This is a genomic window from Halalkalibacter hemicellulosilyticusJCM 9152 (assembly GCF_000513115.1).
Lineage (GTDB): Bacteria > Bacillota > Bacilli > Bacillales > Bacillaceae_D > Halalkalibacter > Halalkalibacter hemicellulosilyticus.
This window is the reverse complement of the sequence record NZ_BAUU01000029.1, coordinates 1-18,695: the sequence shown is the minus strand read 5'-3', so window position 1 is coordinate 18,695 and position 18,695 is coordinate 1. Positions and strand designations below refer to the sequence as shown.

The 18,695-nt window shown below is 40.7% G+C and carries 12 protein-coding genes; 1 reads left to right on the top strand and 11 read right to left on the bottom strand.

The genetic code is table 11. The annotated features are described in order from the left end of the window. Positions 1–84: 84 nt before the first annotated feature. From JCM9152_RS16505 to JCM9152_RS16460, 11 genes are all read right to left on the bottom strand, one after another. Positions 85–1,401 carry an ABC transporter substrate-binding protein gene (locus JCM9152_RS16505; RefSeq protein ID WP_035346390.1) on the bottom strand — a complete coding sequence of 439 codons (1,317 nt, stop codon included), beginning with the start codon at positions 1,399–1,401 and terminating at the stop codon, positions 85–87. Between the two features lie 75 nt (positions 1,402–1,476). Further along, a complete protein-coding gene (locus tag JCM9152_RS16500; RefSeq protein WP_035346388.1) occupies positions 1,477–2,301 on the bottom strand; it encodes a carbohydrate ABC transporter permease in 825 nt (274 codons plus the stop codon). Beyond that, positions 2,301–3,245, bottom strand: a complete 945-nt coding sequence (locus JCM9152_RS16495) for a carbohydrate ABC transporter permease (RefSeq protein WP_035346465.1) — start codon at positions 3,243–3,245, stop codon at positions 2,301–2,303. Before JCM9152_RS16495 ends, JCM9152_RS16500 begins: the two co-directional genes overlap by 1 nt. Positions 3,246–3,616: 371 nt before the next feature. After that, positions 3,617–5,347: a methyl-accepting chemotaxis protein gene (locus tag JCM9152_RS16490; protein WP_158318454.1), complete on the bottom strand. Its 1,731-nt coding sequence runs from the start codon at positions 5,345–5,347 to the stop codon at positions 3,617–3,619. Between the two features lie 103 nt (positions 5,348–5,450). Beyond that, positions 5,451–7,112 (bottom strand): glycoside hydrolase family 13 protein, encoded by a 1,662-nt coding sequence (locus JCM9152_RS16485; RefSeq protein ID WP_035346384.1) that lies wholly within the window; start codon positions 7,110–7,112, stop codon positions 5,451–5,453. Positions 7,113–7,324: 212 nt separating this feature from the next. After that, positions 7,325–7,969, bottom strand: coding sequence for an LPxTATN C-terminal sorting signal domain (locus tag JCM9152_RS23450; protein ID WP_235715743.1), 645 nt, complete (start codon positions 7,967–7,969; stop codon positions 7,325–7,327). Positions 7,970–8,037: 68 nt separating this feature from the next. Beyond that, the gene (locus tag JCM9152_RS16480) at positions 8,038–10,893 is read right to left on the bottom strand and encodes an alpha-amylase family glycosyl hydrolase (protein WP_268870749.1); all 2,856 of its coding nucleotides are present in this window, start codon (positions 10,891–10,893) and stop codon (positions 8,038–8,040) included. Positions 10,894–11,197: 304 nt separating this feature from the next. After that, positions 11,198–12,238, bottom strand: coding sequence for a LacI family DNA-binding transcriptional regulator (locus JCM9152_RS16475; RefSeq protein ID WP_035346382.1), 1,041 nt, complete (start codon positions 12,236–12,238; stop codon positions 11,198–11,200). 319 nt (positions 12,239–12,557) lie between these two features. Beyond that, positions 12,558–13,400 (bottom strand): sugar ABC transporter permease, encoded by an 843-nt coding sequence (locus tag JCM9152_RS16470; RefSeq protein ID WP_035346380.1) that lies wholly within the window; start codon positions 13,398–13,400, stop codon positions 12,558–12,560. Beyond that, positions 13,400–14,710 (bottom strand): sugar ABC transporter permease, encoded by a 1,311-nt coding sequence (locus JCM9152_RS16465; protein WP_035346378.1) that lies wholly within the window; start codon positions 14,708–14,710, stop codon positions 13,400–13,402. The genes JCM9152_RS16470 and JCM9152_RS16465 overlap by 1 nt, the downstream gene beginning before the upstream one ends. Before the next feature lie 88 nt (positions 14,711–14,798). Then, positions 14,799–16,091, bottom strand: coding sequence for an extracellular solute-binding protein (locus JCM9152_RS16460; RefSeq protein WP_035346463.1), 1,293 nt, complete (start codon positions 16,089–16,091; stop codon positions 14,799–14,801). 395 nt (positions 16,092–16,486) lie between these two features. Between JCM9152_RS16460 and JCM9152_RS16455 the strand changes: the two genes are divergently transcribed. Next, positions 16,487–18,235 (top strand): glycoside hydrolase family 13 protein, encoded by a 1,749-nt coding sequence (locus JCM9152_RS16455; protein WP_035346376.1) that lies wholly within the window; start codon positions 16,487–16,489, stop codon positions 18,233–18,235. Positions 18,236–18,695: the final 460 nt, after the last annotated feature.

The following is an 18,695-nucleotide window of genomic DNA, read 5'->3' as shown; positions in this document are numbered from 1 at the left end:
CAGCTCTGAGGCTAACTCCCCTATGAAACAGGAGAACCCAAAAGAATGCATAACACTTCTTTTGGGCTGCTCCTCTCTATTTGTTTACTTTAAACTTTCCCACGTTTGCTCCATTTTTTCAAGCATTTCTTCATAGCTGATTTGCCCAGCTACGTACTCTTGAATGGCTGCTGCAAAATCTTGGTTGGCACCATCTGGCCATCTAAACCATGTCCATGGAATCGTTTGCTCTGCTACTGAGTACTCAAGGATTGACTCACCTAATGCACCCAGTCCTGCTGGCTCGATGTTATCGAACGCTGGAATAAAAGCGAATTCCTCTGTCATATAACGTTGTCCTGTTTCAGAAGAAACCATCCATTCAAGCAAATATTTCGCTTCTTCTAAGTGCTCCGAATTTTTGTTTACAGCCCAGTTGTTCGGTACTCCAACCGGAATGCGACCTGCATCAGCATCATCATTTAATGGAATCGGTAAGAAAGCCATATTCATATCTGGGTTAATTTCATAGATCATATTCTCTGTCCAGTTTCCTTGTTGGAGCATGGCTGTTTCACCAGATGCGAATAACGTCACTTGTGTATTATAATCTGTCGTTAACGGATTCGGGTTGCCGTATTCGATTTCTAAATCGATCACTTGTTGAAACTGTTCAAATTGAGTATTTCCAGTGAACGAACCTTCTCCAGCATTTAACTCCTCAATGAATGCCACAGGATCAGCCTGCTGCGCAAATGGGATATTTAACAAATGCTGACCGATCACCCACCATTCACCGTATCCAGCTGAAAAGGCTGTAATTCCTGCTTCCTCTAACGCTTGAACTGCTTCCTCTAACTCAGACCACGTCGTTGGTGGCTCCGTAATACCTGCCTCTTCGAATAAATCAATATTATAAATGAAACCATATCCTTCTAGGTTTACTGGCATACCGTATAATGTACCGTCCTCATCTGTCATCGGCACACGACCAATGTCAAGTAGATTCTCGACCCAAGGCTCATCAGATAAATCAGCTAAATGCTCTTTCCAAAGCTCTAATTCATTAAAGCCACCATTATTGAAAATGTCTGGTGTTTCTCCTGAAGCAAATTTCGCTCGTAATGCCGCACCGTAGTCAGCACCTCCACCTACTGTTTCAAGGTTAACTGTAATATGAGGATGCTCTGCTTCAAATTCATCTAGCATCGCTTGTAGTTCATCGGCAATTTCGACTTTAAATTGGAAGAAGTTCAATGTGACTTCCTCAGGGTCGTCGCCACCTGCTACTGCATCGTCATTTGTTTCTTCACTCGACACATCATTTTCTGATGGCTCATTGCTCGAATCGTCTGATCCACAAGCTGCTAAAATCCCAACAAATAGAAGTAATGATAACCAAAGAATCCATGCTTTTTTCATGAAATTGCTCCTCCTTTTATTCCCCTTTTTTAGTATATCTTTTATTTGCAGTGCTAGTCTGCAAAGTGAATAACGTTATTTGATCGAACCTGAGGCAATGCCTTTAATAATATGCTTCTGCAAAAATAAGAAGAAAATAATAATAGGCGTAATCCCAAGAACAAGTGCGGCAAGCCCCATATCCCATTGCTTCGTATATTGTGCAAAGAATGAGCTTGTTGCTAGTGGAATTGTTCGTAAGGATGCATCCTGCAAGACAAGTAATGGAAGTAAATAATCATTCCAAATCCATAATGTATTTAAAATAATCACTGTAATCGTAATCGGCTTCAACAACGGGAAGACGATACGCCAAAACAATCCAAACTGTGAACAGCCATCAATTTGCGCTGATTCCTCGACTTCAATTGGCACCGTTTTCACAAATCCATGATAAAGGAACAACGAAAGCGGAACACCAAAGCCGAAATACATAATGATGATGCCAGGAATACTATTAATGAGCCCTAACATTCCACCAATTTTCACAAGTGGAATCATCACCGTTTGAAACGGAATGACCATCGCTGCCACAAAGAATAAAAATAAAAATTTACTTATCTTTGATGGAGTTCGTACAAGCTTCCATGCTGCCATCGAGCTAATGATGACAATGCCGATATTACTAAATACGGTAATTAGAAAAGAGTTCCAGAACGCTTTCGGAAAATCGAGTATGCGCCATACTTCCGCATAGTTCGAGAACATGATTTCTGTCGGTAGAGCCGCAGCATCAATTAAAATTTCTGAAAAGCTTTTTAATGAGTTAACGATGACAAAGTAAAACGGAATGAGAAAGAAGATTGCAAGCAAAATCGCAAATATCTCAAGTGTAAATGTGCGTTTCGTGTATTTGTTCATTACGCTTCAACCTCCTTTTTCTTTGTCAACGATACTTGAACAACTGTAAAGATCATCACAACAATGAAGAAAATATTCGCTTTCGCTGAACCAACTCCATAGTTGTTGTTTGTAAAGGCTTCTTGATAAATATTAATCGCAACAGATTGGGTCGAGTTAAACGGCCCACCACCTGTTAAGGAAAGGTTTAAGTCAAAGATCTTAAACGCCATCGAAATCGTTAAGAAGAAGCAAATTGTAAATGCTGGTAAAATGAGCGGAATGATGATGCGTCGTAGCACCGTAAAAGCATTGGCTCCATCAATCTTTGCTGCTTCCAGTAACGATGTATCAACCCCTTGCAATGCTGCAATGTAAATGACCATCATGTAGCCACTAATTTGCCAAGCAAAAACGATGACAATTCCCCAGAATGCTGTCGTTGAATCTCCTAGCCAGGCAAGCTGAAACACTGGAATCCCAGTCATTTCTCCAACTGCTGCAAAACCGCGAACGAAGATGAACTGCCAGATAAATCCTAGCAAAAGACCACCAATCACATTCGGTAAGAAAAAGGCCGTCCTTAATATGTTTCTTGATTTGATTGCTGTATTTAATAAGAGGGCTAACGAAAACCCAATGATATTACTAATGACCACTGCCGCTAACATAAATTTCGTCGTAAATAAGAAGGAATCAAAGAAACGCTCATCGTTTGTAAAGATTCGTATATAGTTATCAAATCCAACCCATTCACTCGCTGAGCTTATGCCATTCCAAGATGTAAAGGAATAATAAACTCCCATGAAAAATGGGATAATTTGAATCACGACGAAAAAGAGAAGTGCAGGACCGACAAATGCTAAGTACGCCAATACTTTTTTCCACTTTAATTTCGCTTTCGCACGTTGGCGTTCAGCTTGAACATTTGTATCTGTCTGACTTGTTTTTGCTACTGTGCTCATATGAATCACCGCCTTCACTTTTGTAATCGCTTTCATATTTACTATTATAGAGGGCGTCTCCGTACTCTGAACACTCACTCTATTGACGAAAAAAGTGCACTATATTGACATCATAAAGTGAACATGAGACAGGATAAGCGGTTTATGTAGTGATTGTATAATTGCGAGAGGTTTCTTTTCGGCGAAAGCGTTTTAATTATGAGTGAATACGCTTTCTTTCGCTCGGGTAATGACTTTAAAACGGATAAAAACGCTCTAAAAACAAGTGTAAGCGCTCATATGACAAGCCTCGGCAAAAACGCACACTTCCCCTTAATAAAGACGCTAAAAAAAGTCTTATTACTCACTTTTTTCAGCGTCTTCTATTCATATCAACGTCTTTGAAATCTTTTCTCCTGTTTTTGCAGCTTTTGCGCTAATTCGATAAGCTGGTCGACTGAATTTTTTAATGTATAAGTCGTTTGACCTTGAGTGACAGCCACTTCTGAAATGGCTGCAATACTTTCTTCATTGATCGAAGCCTGCTCGGCTAACTCATTAATTTCACTGACGATTTCGTTCGTTCCCTTAGAGATTTCCTCCATCGTTTGCGTCACCTCATGCACTTGCTGCTGCATATGCTGACTTTGATTTGATACTTGATGAAATTGATTGGATGTATCGATTGCTCGCGCTTTTGTCAGTTTGATCGATTGTTCAAGCTGTTGAAATCGTTCAAACGAATTGTTTACACTTTGATGAATGCGCGTTAATTGATTCGTAATTGTTTCTGAAAAAGAATTGGTTTGCTGCGAAAGCTTCTGCACCTCTTCCGCTACTACTTTAAACCCCTTTCCATGTTCTCCTGCTCGTGCTGCTTCAATCGAAGCATTAATCGCCAATAAATTCGTTTGATTCGAAATCGAAAAAATATGCTGCATTCCTTCTTGAATATCGTTCGTGCACTCATTCACATCTTGCAACTGTCGAGCAAAAAAATGAAGCATATCGGCAACTGTATTCATCTGATCATCAGTCTCGGAAATAGATTGTACACCTGTTGCTGCTGAAGTTGTCATCGTTTCCATACCGTTCTTTAAACGCTCTAACGCTTGATGAATACTCATTACATTGGCTGCCGATTGCTCCGTTACAGCCGAAATAGCCATCGCTTTTTGTTGTTGAATATCAATAAGCGCTTTCTGCCTCGCAACGACTTCATCCATTTCTTGATGTTGAACAGCTAACTGCTCTCGTTCACGTTCAATATCCTTTGATGTATGCACGACACCTTGACTAATCATCTGACTTTCTTTTAAATTATCAGCAATTCGCTCTCTCATTTGCTCAAGCGCCTGCTCCAGCTCTCCTATTTCATCAACACGATTTATAACAGTTGAACTAGAGAAATCACCTTGTTCATAAAGAGCCATTCTCCTTTTTAACTGAGAGACCCCTTGTTTCAAATCACGTGCAAATAAAAATAGCGACAAAGTTGGCACAATAAATAATAGAACGATTAAGAAAATCATACGAGTTGTACCGGTTTCAATCGTTTCAGAGACTTGCAAATGATTTTGTTCGTTCACTTCACGAATGTATTGGCTAACATTATCATCAATGCGGGTAAGGTGAGATTCAATTGGTGTTATAACCGGCTCAATCTCACTACGCACGATTTGCTCCCAATTGGATTGATACGATTGAAAGTATTCTTCCTGTAGCATAGCTAATTCATCACGAGTGTCTTCTAGCTGTTGTACATATGTATGTAGACCTTCATCTATTAAAAATTGCCTTGCCCGCTCCCAGTCGGATACGGTTTCAAACATGCGATCGATCGTTGTACTTTTCTGTCGCGAATACCCTGTTGCCATCATATCGTATTGGATAGACATGACCCGATTTAAATCACGCATCATGACGCGATATTCTTCTTCTACTTCAAGGTAATGATCCGCATGTTCGATTGATTGGTCAATGGATGAATTCGTTGTGATTAAAAATAAGCAAGATAATGTAGCAACAATAAATAATATTGTCATTAAAACCGCCATTTTCCTCATCATTGTACCGAGTAGCCTCTTTTTTATGGCTGTGTGAAAGATTGCTATTCTTTTCATTTTGCTCCCCCTATGCATGATAGGATCACTGAAAAAGAACCCTTTTTCAGCGACCTTCATGATCAGTCAACCTCCCATTTTACAGGAGGTTGACACTCTATTCTTATTTCAAACGATAGACTCTCGTTTCATAAGGACGTAGCTTCATGCTCGAACCGATTTCTGCTACATCATAATTATGAAGCAACAATTCACGTTCTCTCTCCTTCCACAAATGAGGGAACTCAAATTCAGTCTCCGTCGCAAATAAATGACAGATGACGAGAATCTCTTCCTCCTCCGTTGTTCGGGTGTACGCATAGACAGATGGATGATCTTTCTCGATTAACGTATATGTCCCATACGTCAACGCTTCTGATTGCTTACGCAGCTCGATCATCTTCTTATAAAAATGATAGATCGAATTCGGAGCAGAAATTTCCTTCTCAACATTAACTTCTTTGTAATTCGGATTCACCTTCAGCCATGGAGTGCCTGTTGTGAATCCGCCGTTCTCCTTATCATTCCATTGCATTGGTGTTCGCGAATTATCACGACCATTTTTCCAAATGACCTTCATAATCTCTTCGTGTGATTTCCCTTCCTCACGTTCATGTCGATATAAATTCTTAATGGCAACATCATTGTAATCATCAATCGAATCAAACTGGACGTTCGTCATGCCAATTTCCTGACCTTGATAAATAAAAGGAGTTCCCTTCATAAAGAAATAAAGTGCGGCTAATGACTTCGCTGATAAAATCCGGTACTTTCCATCATTGCCCCACGTTGAAACAGAACGAGGCTGATCGTGATTTTCAAGAAATAAGGCATTCCAGCCAATGCCTTCTAAGCCTTCTTGCCATCTCGTCAATGTTTCCTTTAATGACGGTAGGTCAAGTCCACCCGTTGCACTCCTCCCCCATAGACTTAAATGTTCAAATTGAAAGATCATATTAAAACAGCCATCTTCTTCTCCTACCCATTGCTCCGCTTCATCAACACTTACACCATTTGCTTCGCCAACCGTCATAATGTCATACTTCGCAAATGTTTCTCGCTTCAGCTCTTCAAGAAATTCTTGAATGCCTTCACGGTTCATATGACCTTCAAACGATGGAACATACTTCTTCTTGTCTGGATTCGGTAAATCTGGATAACCTGCCACCTTTTTAATATGAGAAATCGCATCAACCCGGAAGCCATCGATCCCTTTATCAAGCCACCAATTGACCATTTCATATAACGCATCACGCACGTCCTTATTTTCCCAATTTAAATCTGGTTGCTTACGTGAGAATACGTGCATATAATACTCTTTTGTTTCCTTATCATATTCCCATGCTGAGCCGCCGAAGATCGACTCCCAGTTATTCGGCTCTTTCCCATCTTTACCAGGGTGCCAAATATAATAGTCACGATAAGGATTAGATTTTGATGAGCGTGATTCAACAAACCACTGATGTTCATCTGATGTATGATTAATTACTAAATCTAATATTAGCTTCATCCCGCGCTCGTGCACCGCTTTCAAAAGCTGATCGAAATCAGCCATCGTTCCGAAATCTTCCATAATATCTTGATAATCACTTATATCGTAACCGTTATCATCATTAGGCGAACGATACATCGGACAAATCCAAATAACATCGATCCCTAGCTCATTTAAATAATCTAATTTCTCTATTACCCCTTGTAAATCACCAATTCCATCACCATTGGAATCCTTAAAGCTCCTAGGGTAAATTTGATACGCAACCGCTTCTTTCCACCATGTTTTATTCATAAAGCATCCCCCTCTTACTTTATAAAATAGCATATTTTATCGTTTTATGCAACCGATTGCACTATTTTGCATTATTTTTGCCAGCAAACGATATTTCATGACCCACTGCGTACGATATGCGATTATACGGGGAGACGCCACAAACAAGAACACATTCAGAAGGATGCACTTAACTATTCTGATTCAGTCAAAATCCCTTTCCTGTCTTTCATTTAACCAACTTGCTGTCGTCTTTTCAGTTCAATCATTATGAGTCCAGCAGCAAGAAGGATCATGCCGACTAATAACCAACGATAAAGATCTGTTGCTGTATGTGGTAATGTTTCATTGGGTGGATTTTTTTCATTGTCGCCAAAACCTGTATCATCAACGATTTGATCATTTTCGTCTATTTTTTGTATAGGCTTATCCTTTTGTTTCTCTTTTTCTTCAGGTTCAGTTGGCTTCGGTTCTTCAATCGGTTCCTCAGACAGCTCTGCTAATACGACCGTTCCACCATAAGCCATACTTGGTATGTCTATGGTCACTTGACCACTCTCTACAGGAGCTGTTATCCCTGAGTATAGATCGACAGCCTCACCTGTAAATGGAACGGGAATGGTTACTGTTTCTTCCTCCTCATTCGTATTTAATCCTACAACAATCGACTCTCCCTCATACGACCGTTCAAAGATGAGATACCCGTTATCATCATCACCAGCCAGCTTAGAACGATCTCCTTTTGAAAAAATCTGCGAATACTCCGCACGTATATTCATCAATGTTTGGTAATGTGCGAGAATATGGTTTCCCTCGACTATATCCCAATCCATATCATAACGGTTATCATAATAAGGATAATTATCCGCTCCAGACAATCCCAGCTCCTCACCATAATAAATAACAGGCTGACCTTTGGCTGTTATTTGCAGTGCAGCGGCTAGCTTCAGCTTGCTTCATCTCCTCCAACAGAATAAAGAAAGCCTTCCTCATCATGACTACCTAGAAACTGTCCTAACGTTGCTTGATTTGACAGCTGAGCATTACGTTGTTCCAACTGTGTCTGTACTCGTTCGATTTTCCCTTCGACGAAATCATGCGCTTGATATTTGAAATCAAAATCAAGCAAGGAATCCATCATTCCTGACTGTAAATAGCCATGGTCATCATGCGGTCCTGCCCCCCATGACTCTCCAATCATTTTGAATTTAGGCATCACTTTCGTTAATTCATTTTTAAATGCCATCCACGTCGTATCTTCAACATGCTTGACTGTATCGACTCGGAAATAATCAATCGTGTTCCCTTTTTCTGTACGTGATCTTTCAATCCAATCCACTTGCCATTGGATCACCTGCTCACGAACCTCAGGAACCTCTGTTAAAAAGTCTGGCAAACCTGCTAGCTCCCCTTGAATCGTGTCTGTCCCACCATCTCGTAACATACCAGCAAAGCGGTCACGTTCTGCATTCGTTGGAAAGTGCGGGATCGTTCCATCAAGCAGAGCATCTTCCGGTTTAAGTCCATAGCCTGTATGATTAAGAACGACATCGATCATTATTTTCATTCCACGCTCATCTGCTTCATCAATTAATTCATGGAAGTCCTCCATCGATCCAAAATGTGGATTTAATTGTTCAAAGTTGCTCGCCCAATAGCCGTGGTAACCATAATAAGGTGTATCTGGATGGTCGTGACGAACATCATAGCGAATATTCTCAACTATTGGATTGATCCAAATCGTATTAATACCGAGCTCATCCAAGTAATCGAGCTTAGCCGTAATCCCTTGAAAATCCCCACCTTGATAGGATCCACGCTTATCAGTATCGTAACCTATACCGTACGGATCGTTATTCGTCGGATCACCATCAAAGAAGCGATCCGTTAACAAGAAGTAAATTCTCGCCTCATCCCAATCAAAATCCGCTTCACCTACAAATTGTCGTGCCTTTACCTCTACCTCTATTTCTCCATCATGAGTATATCCAAACTGATCTACCGCAACGATAGGCAGCACTTTCAAGCCTGCTGTCGTGGAATCATCAATGGCGATCGTCACTTCCTCTAGCTCTAAATCTACCTCCATTCTCTCTGGACCACCAACCTCACGTAAATCAACATAGAGCTCTCGAATTGAAAGCTCATCATCCTTTTCGATGTCAATGGTCAGAACAGCATTTTCATTGTAATCAACTGCTTGTGGATAGGCAGAACCAGACAACGTCACATCTGAAATCATATAAGAAACAACCGACTTCCCATCTACAGTATGATAAGGATCGGTCACCTCATATTCTTGGCCATCTATCGTAACGAAAAATGTATATTCATGTGTCCCATGTTCAATTTGTTCATACGTAAAGACGTACCGCTCGTTCTTTTCTTCATAAACCATCGGATAACGCTCACCGAAAATGGCAAGCTCCACATGGTCAATCGTGTCCATCTGATCTGCTACATATAGCTCAGGGTCACGATAGTAGAAGGTGACATCTCCATTCGCTACAACAGGTCCTATCACTTCAGGGACAGTATGGAAATCGACTTCACCACTTTTCACAACCACCTTTGTGACTGGATCATGACGGTTTACTTGAATAAAGCGATCAACATCGACATCTTTTTCTGCTATATCCCAATCGTCTGAACCTCTCAAGACAAAGCCAACACGTTCAGTAGCTGCACCAACTTCAATCGTAGCAACCGCTAACTCGCCTAACCAATCGGTGAAATCAATCTGATCATCCTGCTTCCCAGTTCCCCATACCCACAAGTTCCAACCATCATAATCACGCTCGGGGCGATCGTACAAGAAGCGAATATATCGTTCTACTGGAGCTGTTCCTATTAAAGAAGCAATCGCTTCTTCTTCACTTGTATAAACGGTTGGATCACCTTCTATGATCCAAGCCTCCACTTCTAGTTCGCCATTTGGAATGGAGACCACTCTATTAAGATCCTGCGCTTCCCAATTTCCTTTTCGTGGAATGAGCTCAATCTCTTCTTCTGGAAACATATGCGTAGCTGTAGTAAACTGATAATCCTCACCGTAAATCGATTGAAATTGATATGCCGCTGGGTCGAATCCACTATTATAAATCCACATATCCTCCCAACCTACAAAATCATTGTTCAATCTATGATAATGAACTGTAAACGTATACATTAAATCCGTTAACTCAATTTCTTTCGTCGCTACATAATCCTCATATTCAGCCGCAACGATGACCGTTGAACTAACTTTCGCTTCCTCACCAATGTGTAAGTTTGCGCCGCGAAGCTCTACTCCTTCAGTCGCTTCAATTAATGACCATGTCACCTCGTCTACTCTATTCATCTCTCCATTTGGAGAAACATAAGTAGCACTTAATGCATAATCACTTCCGACAGACATGAAAGAAGCATTTCCTTCGAGGTTTAAACCTGGTACGATCAAAACGCTATTTCCATTACGTTCTTCTTTATTTAACGGATCTACAACCCACTCATCGCCATCAATAATAAACTTATATTCATATACATCTGGTATGAGCGGTTCCGTTATCGTATGCCATTTCTGTCCGTCCATTCGCTCCATATCAAGTGCATGCTCCTGCCATTCTGTGAAACTACCAGCGACCCGTACACGTTCCGCCTGTCCGGCTACCAAGTTAAACTCTACCGAGCGATCCTCATTTACAACCGGACTTCCCTGACCACTATGAGCGACCATTTGTGGTATGTAGCCGATGAATAGACTCACAACTAGTAAAGCGGCTAACATGACTGACATTCCTTTTTGTAACTGTTTGTTTCTCATCACTTCAATCACCCTTTCTTTCGTTTTTTGCGGAAACGTTTGCACTATAGGATAAAAAAATAATAGATGTTGCTTATCGATTTCAGTCGTTACCCCTCTTTAAATGCAAACGCTTTCCTCGATCTCAACATACTACGAAACTAGCCAACTTTCAACTACTTTTACTATATTTATCCGTCAAAACAGCATTAAGAGTATTGAAAAAGTCGTTGTACTTCAGCGACCTCCGTACACAAACTTTCCCAATACCCCTCTTATTGATAAAAAAGAACCACGTACGCTTTCATACTTAGAGGGACGCTCACTATCCCCTCGACGCACCATGATCCAGCTTACACGTTTGTCGCTTCACTAATTTATGAGGAATAATCACATGCTCCACACCAATCGTCGGATCTTCCAACTGATGCATGAGCAATTCAGTCGCCTTAAACCCAAGATCATAAATATGAATATCCACCGTTGTCATAGGAGGTGAAGATAGTTCAGAGATCATCACATTATTAAAGCTCACAATAGACATATCATGAGGAACTTTCATATTCATATCCTCTAGCATGCGAATAACACCGAAGGTCATAATATCATCAGCTACAATTAAAGCGGTTGGGGGGTGCTCATTCGACATTAATTCAATGACTGCATCCTGCCCACCCTCCTTTAATTCATCATGGTACACTTTGTAGCTCTCATTCACCGTAATGTTGGCATTCTTCAATGCTTGCTCATAGCCATTCATATGATCAATCGTCACGACAAAATCTAAGTTGCCGCCGATGAAACCAATTTTTTCATGACCTAAAAGAAGTAAATATTCCGTCACAAGCTTGGCCGCTTTGAAATTGTCATTGTTCACATACGTCACAAGGCTTTCATCCACTTGATACGGACGACCAATTAAAACAAATGGAAACTTTTGCTCAATCAAGAATGGCATCACTTGATCATTCACACGAGAGTATAGGAGAACAATCCCATCAACACGTCCTCCGAATACCATTTGCTTCACTTCTTCTAAAATTTCTTCCTCCGTATGACCTGTAGATAAATATAAGCCGTATCCCGATTGATACGCTTTCATACTAATGCCACGAATAACTTCAGGAAAAAAGGGATTCTGGAATGACACTTTAGCTGAATTCGGCATGACAATCCCTATTGTTTTCGTGCTTTTGTTCGCTAAACTTCTTGCATTGTAGTTAGGATGGTAGCCTAACTCCGTCATTGCTTCTCGGACACGTTCCTTCGTCTTCTCACTAATTCTTGAGCTATTTGCGATAACTCGAGATACCGTGGACGGTGCAACATTAGCCCGTTTAGCGACTTCCTTTATGGTTACCGCCATCGGTATCGACCTCCTTCACATTCAACCATTTGTCATTTATTTTAACGATGTCCCCTTATAAACACAATAGCTTTTCTTGGAACTTCTTTAAAAGAATAACGTGTAAACACACAAAGACGACATCACCTTGATTCACGACAAAGGAGAAGAGGCTAGGACAAAAATGCTTTAACCAATAAGAATCCGACAAATACTAGCGATGCAAATAAGCCGCTGCCAAAATATACTTCTCTGCATTCTTTAGGTGTTCGGATTCTCTGCTAAACACTTTTGTTATGTCCCAGCCTCAATCTCCTTAAACAACTTTTCCACTGTTTTTCTATCCTTTTGTCGCTCCAGCTGTTAGTCCTGAAATGAGATAACGTTGCAAGAATAAGAATACAGCTGCAATTGGGATGGCAATCAAGATAGCGCCTGCTGCAAAACGCGTAAAGTTATTCGCAAATTGGTCATTCACAAAATTGAACAGACCTAGCGCCAACGTGAAATTCTCCGGACTGCGCAAAATAATCCGCGGTAAGATGAAATCCATAAAAGGTGCCATAAAATTAAATAACGCAACAACAGCTAAAATAGGCTTCGCTAATGGTAGCATAATTGTAAATAAGATTCGAAAATGCCCAGCACCATCAATTTTAGCCGATTCATCTAATTCGCGAGGAATCGTATCAAAATAGCCTTTTACTAAAAAGGCATTCATCGGAATTGCCCCACCGGCATAAATGATGATCAACCCTGTTAAGGTATCTAATAGATTCACCGTATTAAGGAGAATATACAACGCAACCATCGCCATTAAAACCGGGAACATTTGCAAAAGCAAAAAGGCATATAAGCCGTTTTTCCTTCCAACAAAACGATAGCGTGAAAACGCGTAAGCCGTTAATGAAACAAACACGACCGATAACAACGAAGTCGCCGTTGCGACAATTAGCGTATTTTTGTACCATGTCAAATAATTACTTCGCGGATCAAGGAACAACCACTTATAATGATCAAACGACCAATTTTCCGGAATCATACTCGCACCATATAAACTTGTACCTGGATTTAATGAAAGACCTATTGTCCATAGCAACGGATAGCCGATGACGACAAACATCGCGATAATGATCAAGTAAATACCCGCAAGCTCTAATCTATTTTTCAATTTGCTTGACATTAGATTTCCCCCTCTTCTTTAAAGGAACGCGTACGACGGAACTGGAAGAAAGCAAATGTAGCAACCATTAACCCAATAATAATTGAAATCGCTGCAGCCATATTATAGTTCTGCGTTTCAAACGTTAAGCCATACACCCATGAAATTAAGATGTCGGTACCACCAGCATTCTGTCCTCGTACCGGCGGCCCCCCTTGATTGAATAAATAAATAATATTAAAGTTATTAAAATTCCCCGCATATTGCATGATTAATAGTGGTGCCGTTGCAAACATCATGTGTGGGAACGTAATATTTAAGAACTTCTGCCAACGAGAAGCCCCGTCCATATCAGCTGCCTCATACCAATCTGAAGAAATGCTTTGCAACACTCCTGTAAATAGAGCAAATACAAATGGAAAACCGAGCCACGTCTGGATCATAATAAGCGCTGTTTTCGCCCAAAATGGATCAGACATCCACGGCAAACCAGAGCCGAATAACGGAATTAAAATATCTCGATTAACTGCACCAAAATTATCATTAAACAATGCCGCAAAAATTAAGATCGTTACAAAAGCAGGCACCGCCCACGGTAAGATGAATACGGTACGAATCAGGCGTTTAAACTTCACACGTGGATCATTCACAATTAACGCCAGAAATAAAGCGAGCGCAATTTGCAAAGTTGTTGCGAAAAACGTCCAAATTAATGTCCAAGCTAAAACAGAGAAAAACGTATCACGCCAAATCGGCACTTGAACGAGCGCAATAAAGTTCTCAAAACCGACCCAATCAAGTACATTACGCGGCGGGGCATTGTATAGATTATAGTTTGTAAATGCTAAGAAAAACATAAACAACAACGGAAACACAACAACAAAAATAAGCAATAAAAGTCCCGGTCCAACAATTAAGTACGGGAACCCCTTATCCCACGCGTTACGAAACCCTTCTCTCAGTGTCGTAACAGTCCAACCTTCCTGTATTCTCTTCGCGTCCTTATACGCATCCATCAAATTCGCCACATAAAACGTCGCAGCAAACCCTGTTAAGATCAGAGCTAATATCCCTTGAGACAGTAAAACACGAGAATCATCAAGTCCAGGGTGAGTCCCAAGAGTAAGCAGTCCCCAATATCCCATTTCCAAAAACTGCATAAATACAATAAAAAAAGCAGCAAAGAGAATAAATAAGATAGAACCTTTTATAAACCTTCGATTATACATTTGTCCGATTCCCGGAATAACCGAAAGGAATGTTGCTACTTTCGGATTATGATGTCGCTGTGTTTTTTCAACAGCTATTGATTGATCTTGCTTATTAGCCATTTCAGCTTCCCCCTGCTTAAATATTGAAGGTTTGTCTTAAAAGGTCAAACCAACCCTTCAAGACAAACCCAATGCGAGAACGATCCCTTTATTCTCCGGATCCCATTGAAGAAATTTGTAACTCGATATCTTCAACCGCTTCTTCTAATACCTCTCTTACATCTTCACCTTGCGAAATAAACTCAAAAGCATCTGCCATCGGATCCCAAACTTGAGACATCTCAGGAATGTTCGGCATCGGAATGGCATGCTCAGCTTGCTCTAAAATCGGCGCACGGAATTCATCGTCTATTTCAACATCTGTACGAGCTGGTAATTCACCCGCTGTCTCATAATACGTAAATGAATTTTCTGCATTTGTAATAAATAATGCTAAGTCAGTTGCCCACTCTTTATTCTCACTATACTCAGATACTAACCAGCCTTTCACACCTGAGAAGGAGTTAAGCGCTTGACCATTCATCGTTGGAAGCGGTGCTACACCAAGGTCATCACCAAGTGCTCCGCTATAATCAGGAATCGCCCATGGACCTGTTACAACAGCTCCTACTTTTCCATCCTGGAATAAACCATTAATGATATCCATATTAATCCCTTGAGGAATGTACTGATTTTCATACCAAGATTGAATCATTTCAGCACCTTCAACAACCGGATCCGTCGCAAGGCCAACATCATCAGCATTTAACGCACCATCCGCATCCTCACCAAATACGTAACCACCATGAGCTGTTAGGAATGGGTAGTTAAAATAGAAGTTCCCCGCTTCCATTAAGAAGCCATACTCATCACTGCTGGCATTTGTTAATTGTTCAGCAATGTCCATTAAGTCATCCATTGTTTCTGGTGCATCTGGAACAAGAGCCTTATTATAAAAGAGTCCATACGTCTCCGTTACAGCCGGAATTCCATATTGACCTCCTTCATATGAAAAAGCATCAATTGCACCCTCAGTGTAACCATCTAACTGTTCAGCCGTTAATTCAAGTTCAGCAGCAAGACCTTGCAAATACACTTCCCCTAAACGATCATGAGGCTGGAAGAACAGGTCAGGACCTGTACCAGATGGGCCATCTAACGACAATGCATCAATTTGCTCTAACATCGAAAACGGAATGATCTCTACAGCAATACCTGTTTCCTCTTCATAACGTGCCGTAATTTCTTCATAGGCATCTAACTGTGATTCCTCATCATTCACCCACATTTTTAACAATTCAGGCTTATCCGCTGTCGCTTCTTCACCATTGCCTGTTGTCTCCTCGCCACTATCCTCTGGTGCTGGAGTTGGTTCCTCATCACGATCAGGACCACAAGCTGCCAGTAAAGCGATCATCACGACTACTGCAATCATCATCAACCATTTGTTTTTTCGTAACATGTTCGTATCCCCCCAAAATGAATGTTTTTTCATAAACTTACTGTTCCCCCTTTTCCTAACACCTCATTCGAACGTCATTACTTAGGGGAAATCAGCGCAATAAAGAGCAATCGTTTGCACAATCAATAATAAAAAAGAACAACCGTTCATTTCTTATTTGTGAAAGCGATTGCACTTGATTGATTACACTCATTATATAAGCATATTATATTATTATCAACACTTTTTTTAAAATAATTTTAACTCCTTATATACTCCCAAGTTATTTTTTCGACAAAATCGTGCAACTCATGCAAACGCTTGACACTTGTTTTTTTCATTAGTATGTTTAATGATAACGGAAGTACGATATTGAAGAAAGCTGATTAATCTCATATGAACAGGAGCGTGATTCCATGTTAAAGGAAGCCATTTATCATCGGCCTAAAAATGAATTTGCTTATGCAATTGACGAACGAACGATCCACATTCGTATACGTACGAAGAAAAAGGATGTGCAGCAAGCCATTCTCATCCACGGAGATCCTTACGATTATAACGCAAAAGAGGAATGCTGGATTAAGAAGGAGAAGGAAATGACTCATAACGGAAATGATGACCTATATGATTATTGGCTCGTTTCCATTGAACCAGAGCACCGACGACTACGTTATGGCTTTAAGCTAGTAAATAGTCAAGACGCTTTAGTCTATACAGAAAAAGGCTTTTATCGTGAAGAACCTTTAGATGCAAGCTATTATTTTTGTTTTCCATTTTTAAATCAGATAGATGTTTTCTCAGCACCCAATTGGGTAAAAAACACTGTGTGGTATCAAATTTTTCCTGAAAGATTTGCCAACGGAGATACTTCGATTAATCCACCAGAAACACTTGACTGGGGGTCAGAGGAGCCGTCGACAACGAATTTCTTCGGTGGGGATTTTCAAGGGGTAATCGACCATCTCGATTATCTACACGAACTTGGTATAACAGGAATTTATTTCACACCAATCTTTAAAGCATATTCAAATCATAAATATGACACAATTGATTATTTAGAAATTGACCCACAATTTGGTGATAAACACACCTTTAAACGACTAATCAACGAATGCCATCAACGCGGTATACGCGTCATGCTAGATGCCGTTTTTAATCATAGCGGCTTCTATTTTCCACCGTTTCAAGATGTACTTGAAAAAGGGGAAGCATCACGATACAAAGATTGGTTTCATATTCACGAGTTCCCAGTCCAAGCTGACGAACCTGCAAATTATGATACATTCGCCTACGTTCCAACTATGCCTAAGCTCAATACAGAAAATAAAGATGTAAAAGATTATTTACTAAAGGTCGCTCGTTACTGGATTGAGGAGTTTGATATCGATGGGTGGCGGCTTGATGTGGCCAACGAAGTCGATCATGCCTTTTGGCGCGACTTTCGCAAAGAGGTTCGCGCCATCAAGCCTGAACTTTTTATACTAGGTGAAATTTGGCACGATTCGATGCCATGGCTTCAAGGTGATCAATTTGATGCTGTTATGAATTACCGCTTCACTTCATCGATCATCGACTATTTTGCTCATCAAACAATTGATGCCAATCAGCTAATGCATTCAATTCATGCGGTACGAAATTCATATCCAGAGACTGTCAATGACGTTCAATTCAATTTATTAGGCAGCCATGATACACCAAGAATTTTAACCGTTAGCGATGAACGTACGTCACTCGTTAAGCTACAAATGACCCTACTTTTTTCTATGGCAGGCACACCTTGCATTTATTATGGTGATGAAATTGCGATGACAGGAGATCAAGATCCAGGCTGTAGGAAATGTATGCAGTGGGAGGAACAAAACCAAGATCAAGACATGCTTACGTTTATGAAGACATTAATTTCATTGCGTAAAGAACACAAAGCATTCCGTAGTAATGAAGGTCTTCGCTTTTATACAGACGCCGCGAAGTTGGATGTCATTGTTTACGAGAAGCAGGATCTACTTTTTATCTTAAATCGACAGGAACGAGCAATAACCATTCCCCTCCCGCCACATTACAACGGTCAGAGCGCGATCGATTTATGGACTAATGATCCGGTTTCATTTGAAGAAACGGTTACGATAGATAAATGGGGTTATGCCATTTACCAATTGACTACGTAAACCTGCGAGAGAGAGAGCAACTGTAAGCTACTTGATTTTGCGCATGCGGTATCCTAGTTCTGTCGATTTTTCGGCATGAGGAGTCCCTTTTTTACGCGTGCGGTTCCTCGGTCCGCTATTTGCTCTTTTTCGTTATGCTCAGCCTCTTTGCGGCATCCTCGTTCCTCTATCCCCCCTTTCCGACAGGGGTTTTAGCTCTCCCTTTGTAAATAGCGGAAGCTCGGTGACACGACTTGCTTTCGGCTCCTCATTTCGCCTGTTTTGCGGAATGAGGAGTCCCTTTTTACGCGTGCGGTTCCTCGGTCCTCTATTTGCTCTTTTTCATTGTGTTCAGCCTCTTTGTGGCATCCTCGTCCCTCTATTCCCCCTTTCCGACAGGGGTTTTAGCTTTTCCCATGCGAATAGAGGAAGCTTGATGACACGACTTGCTTTTGGCTCCTCATTTCGCCTGTTTTGCGGA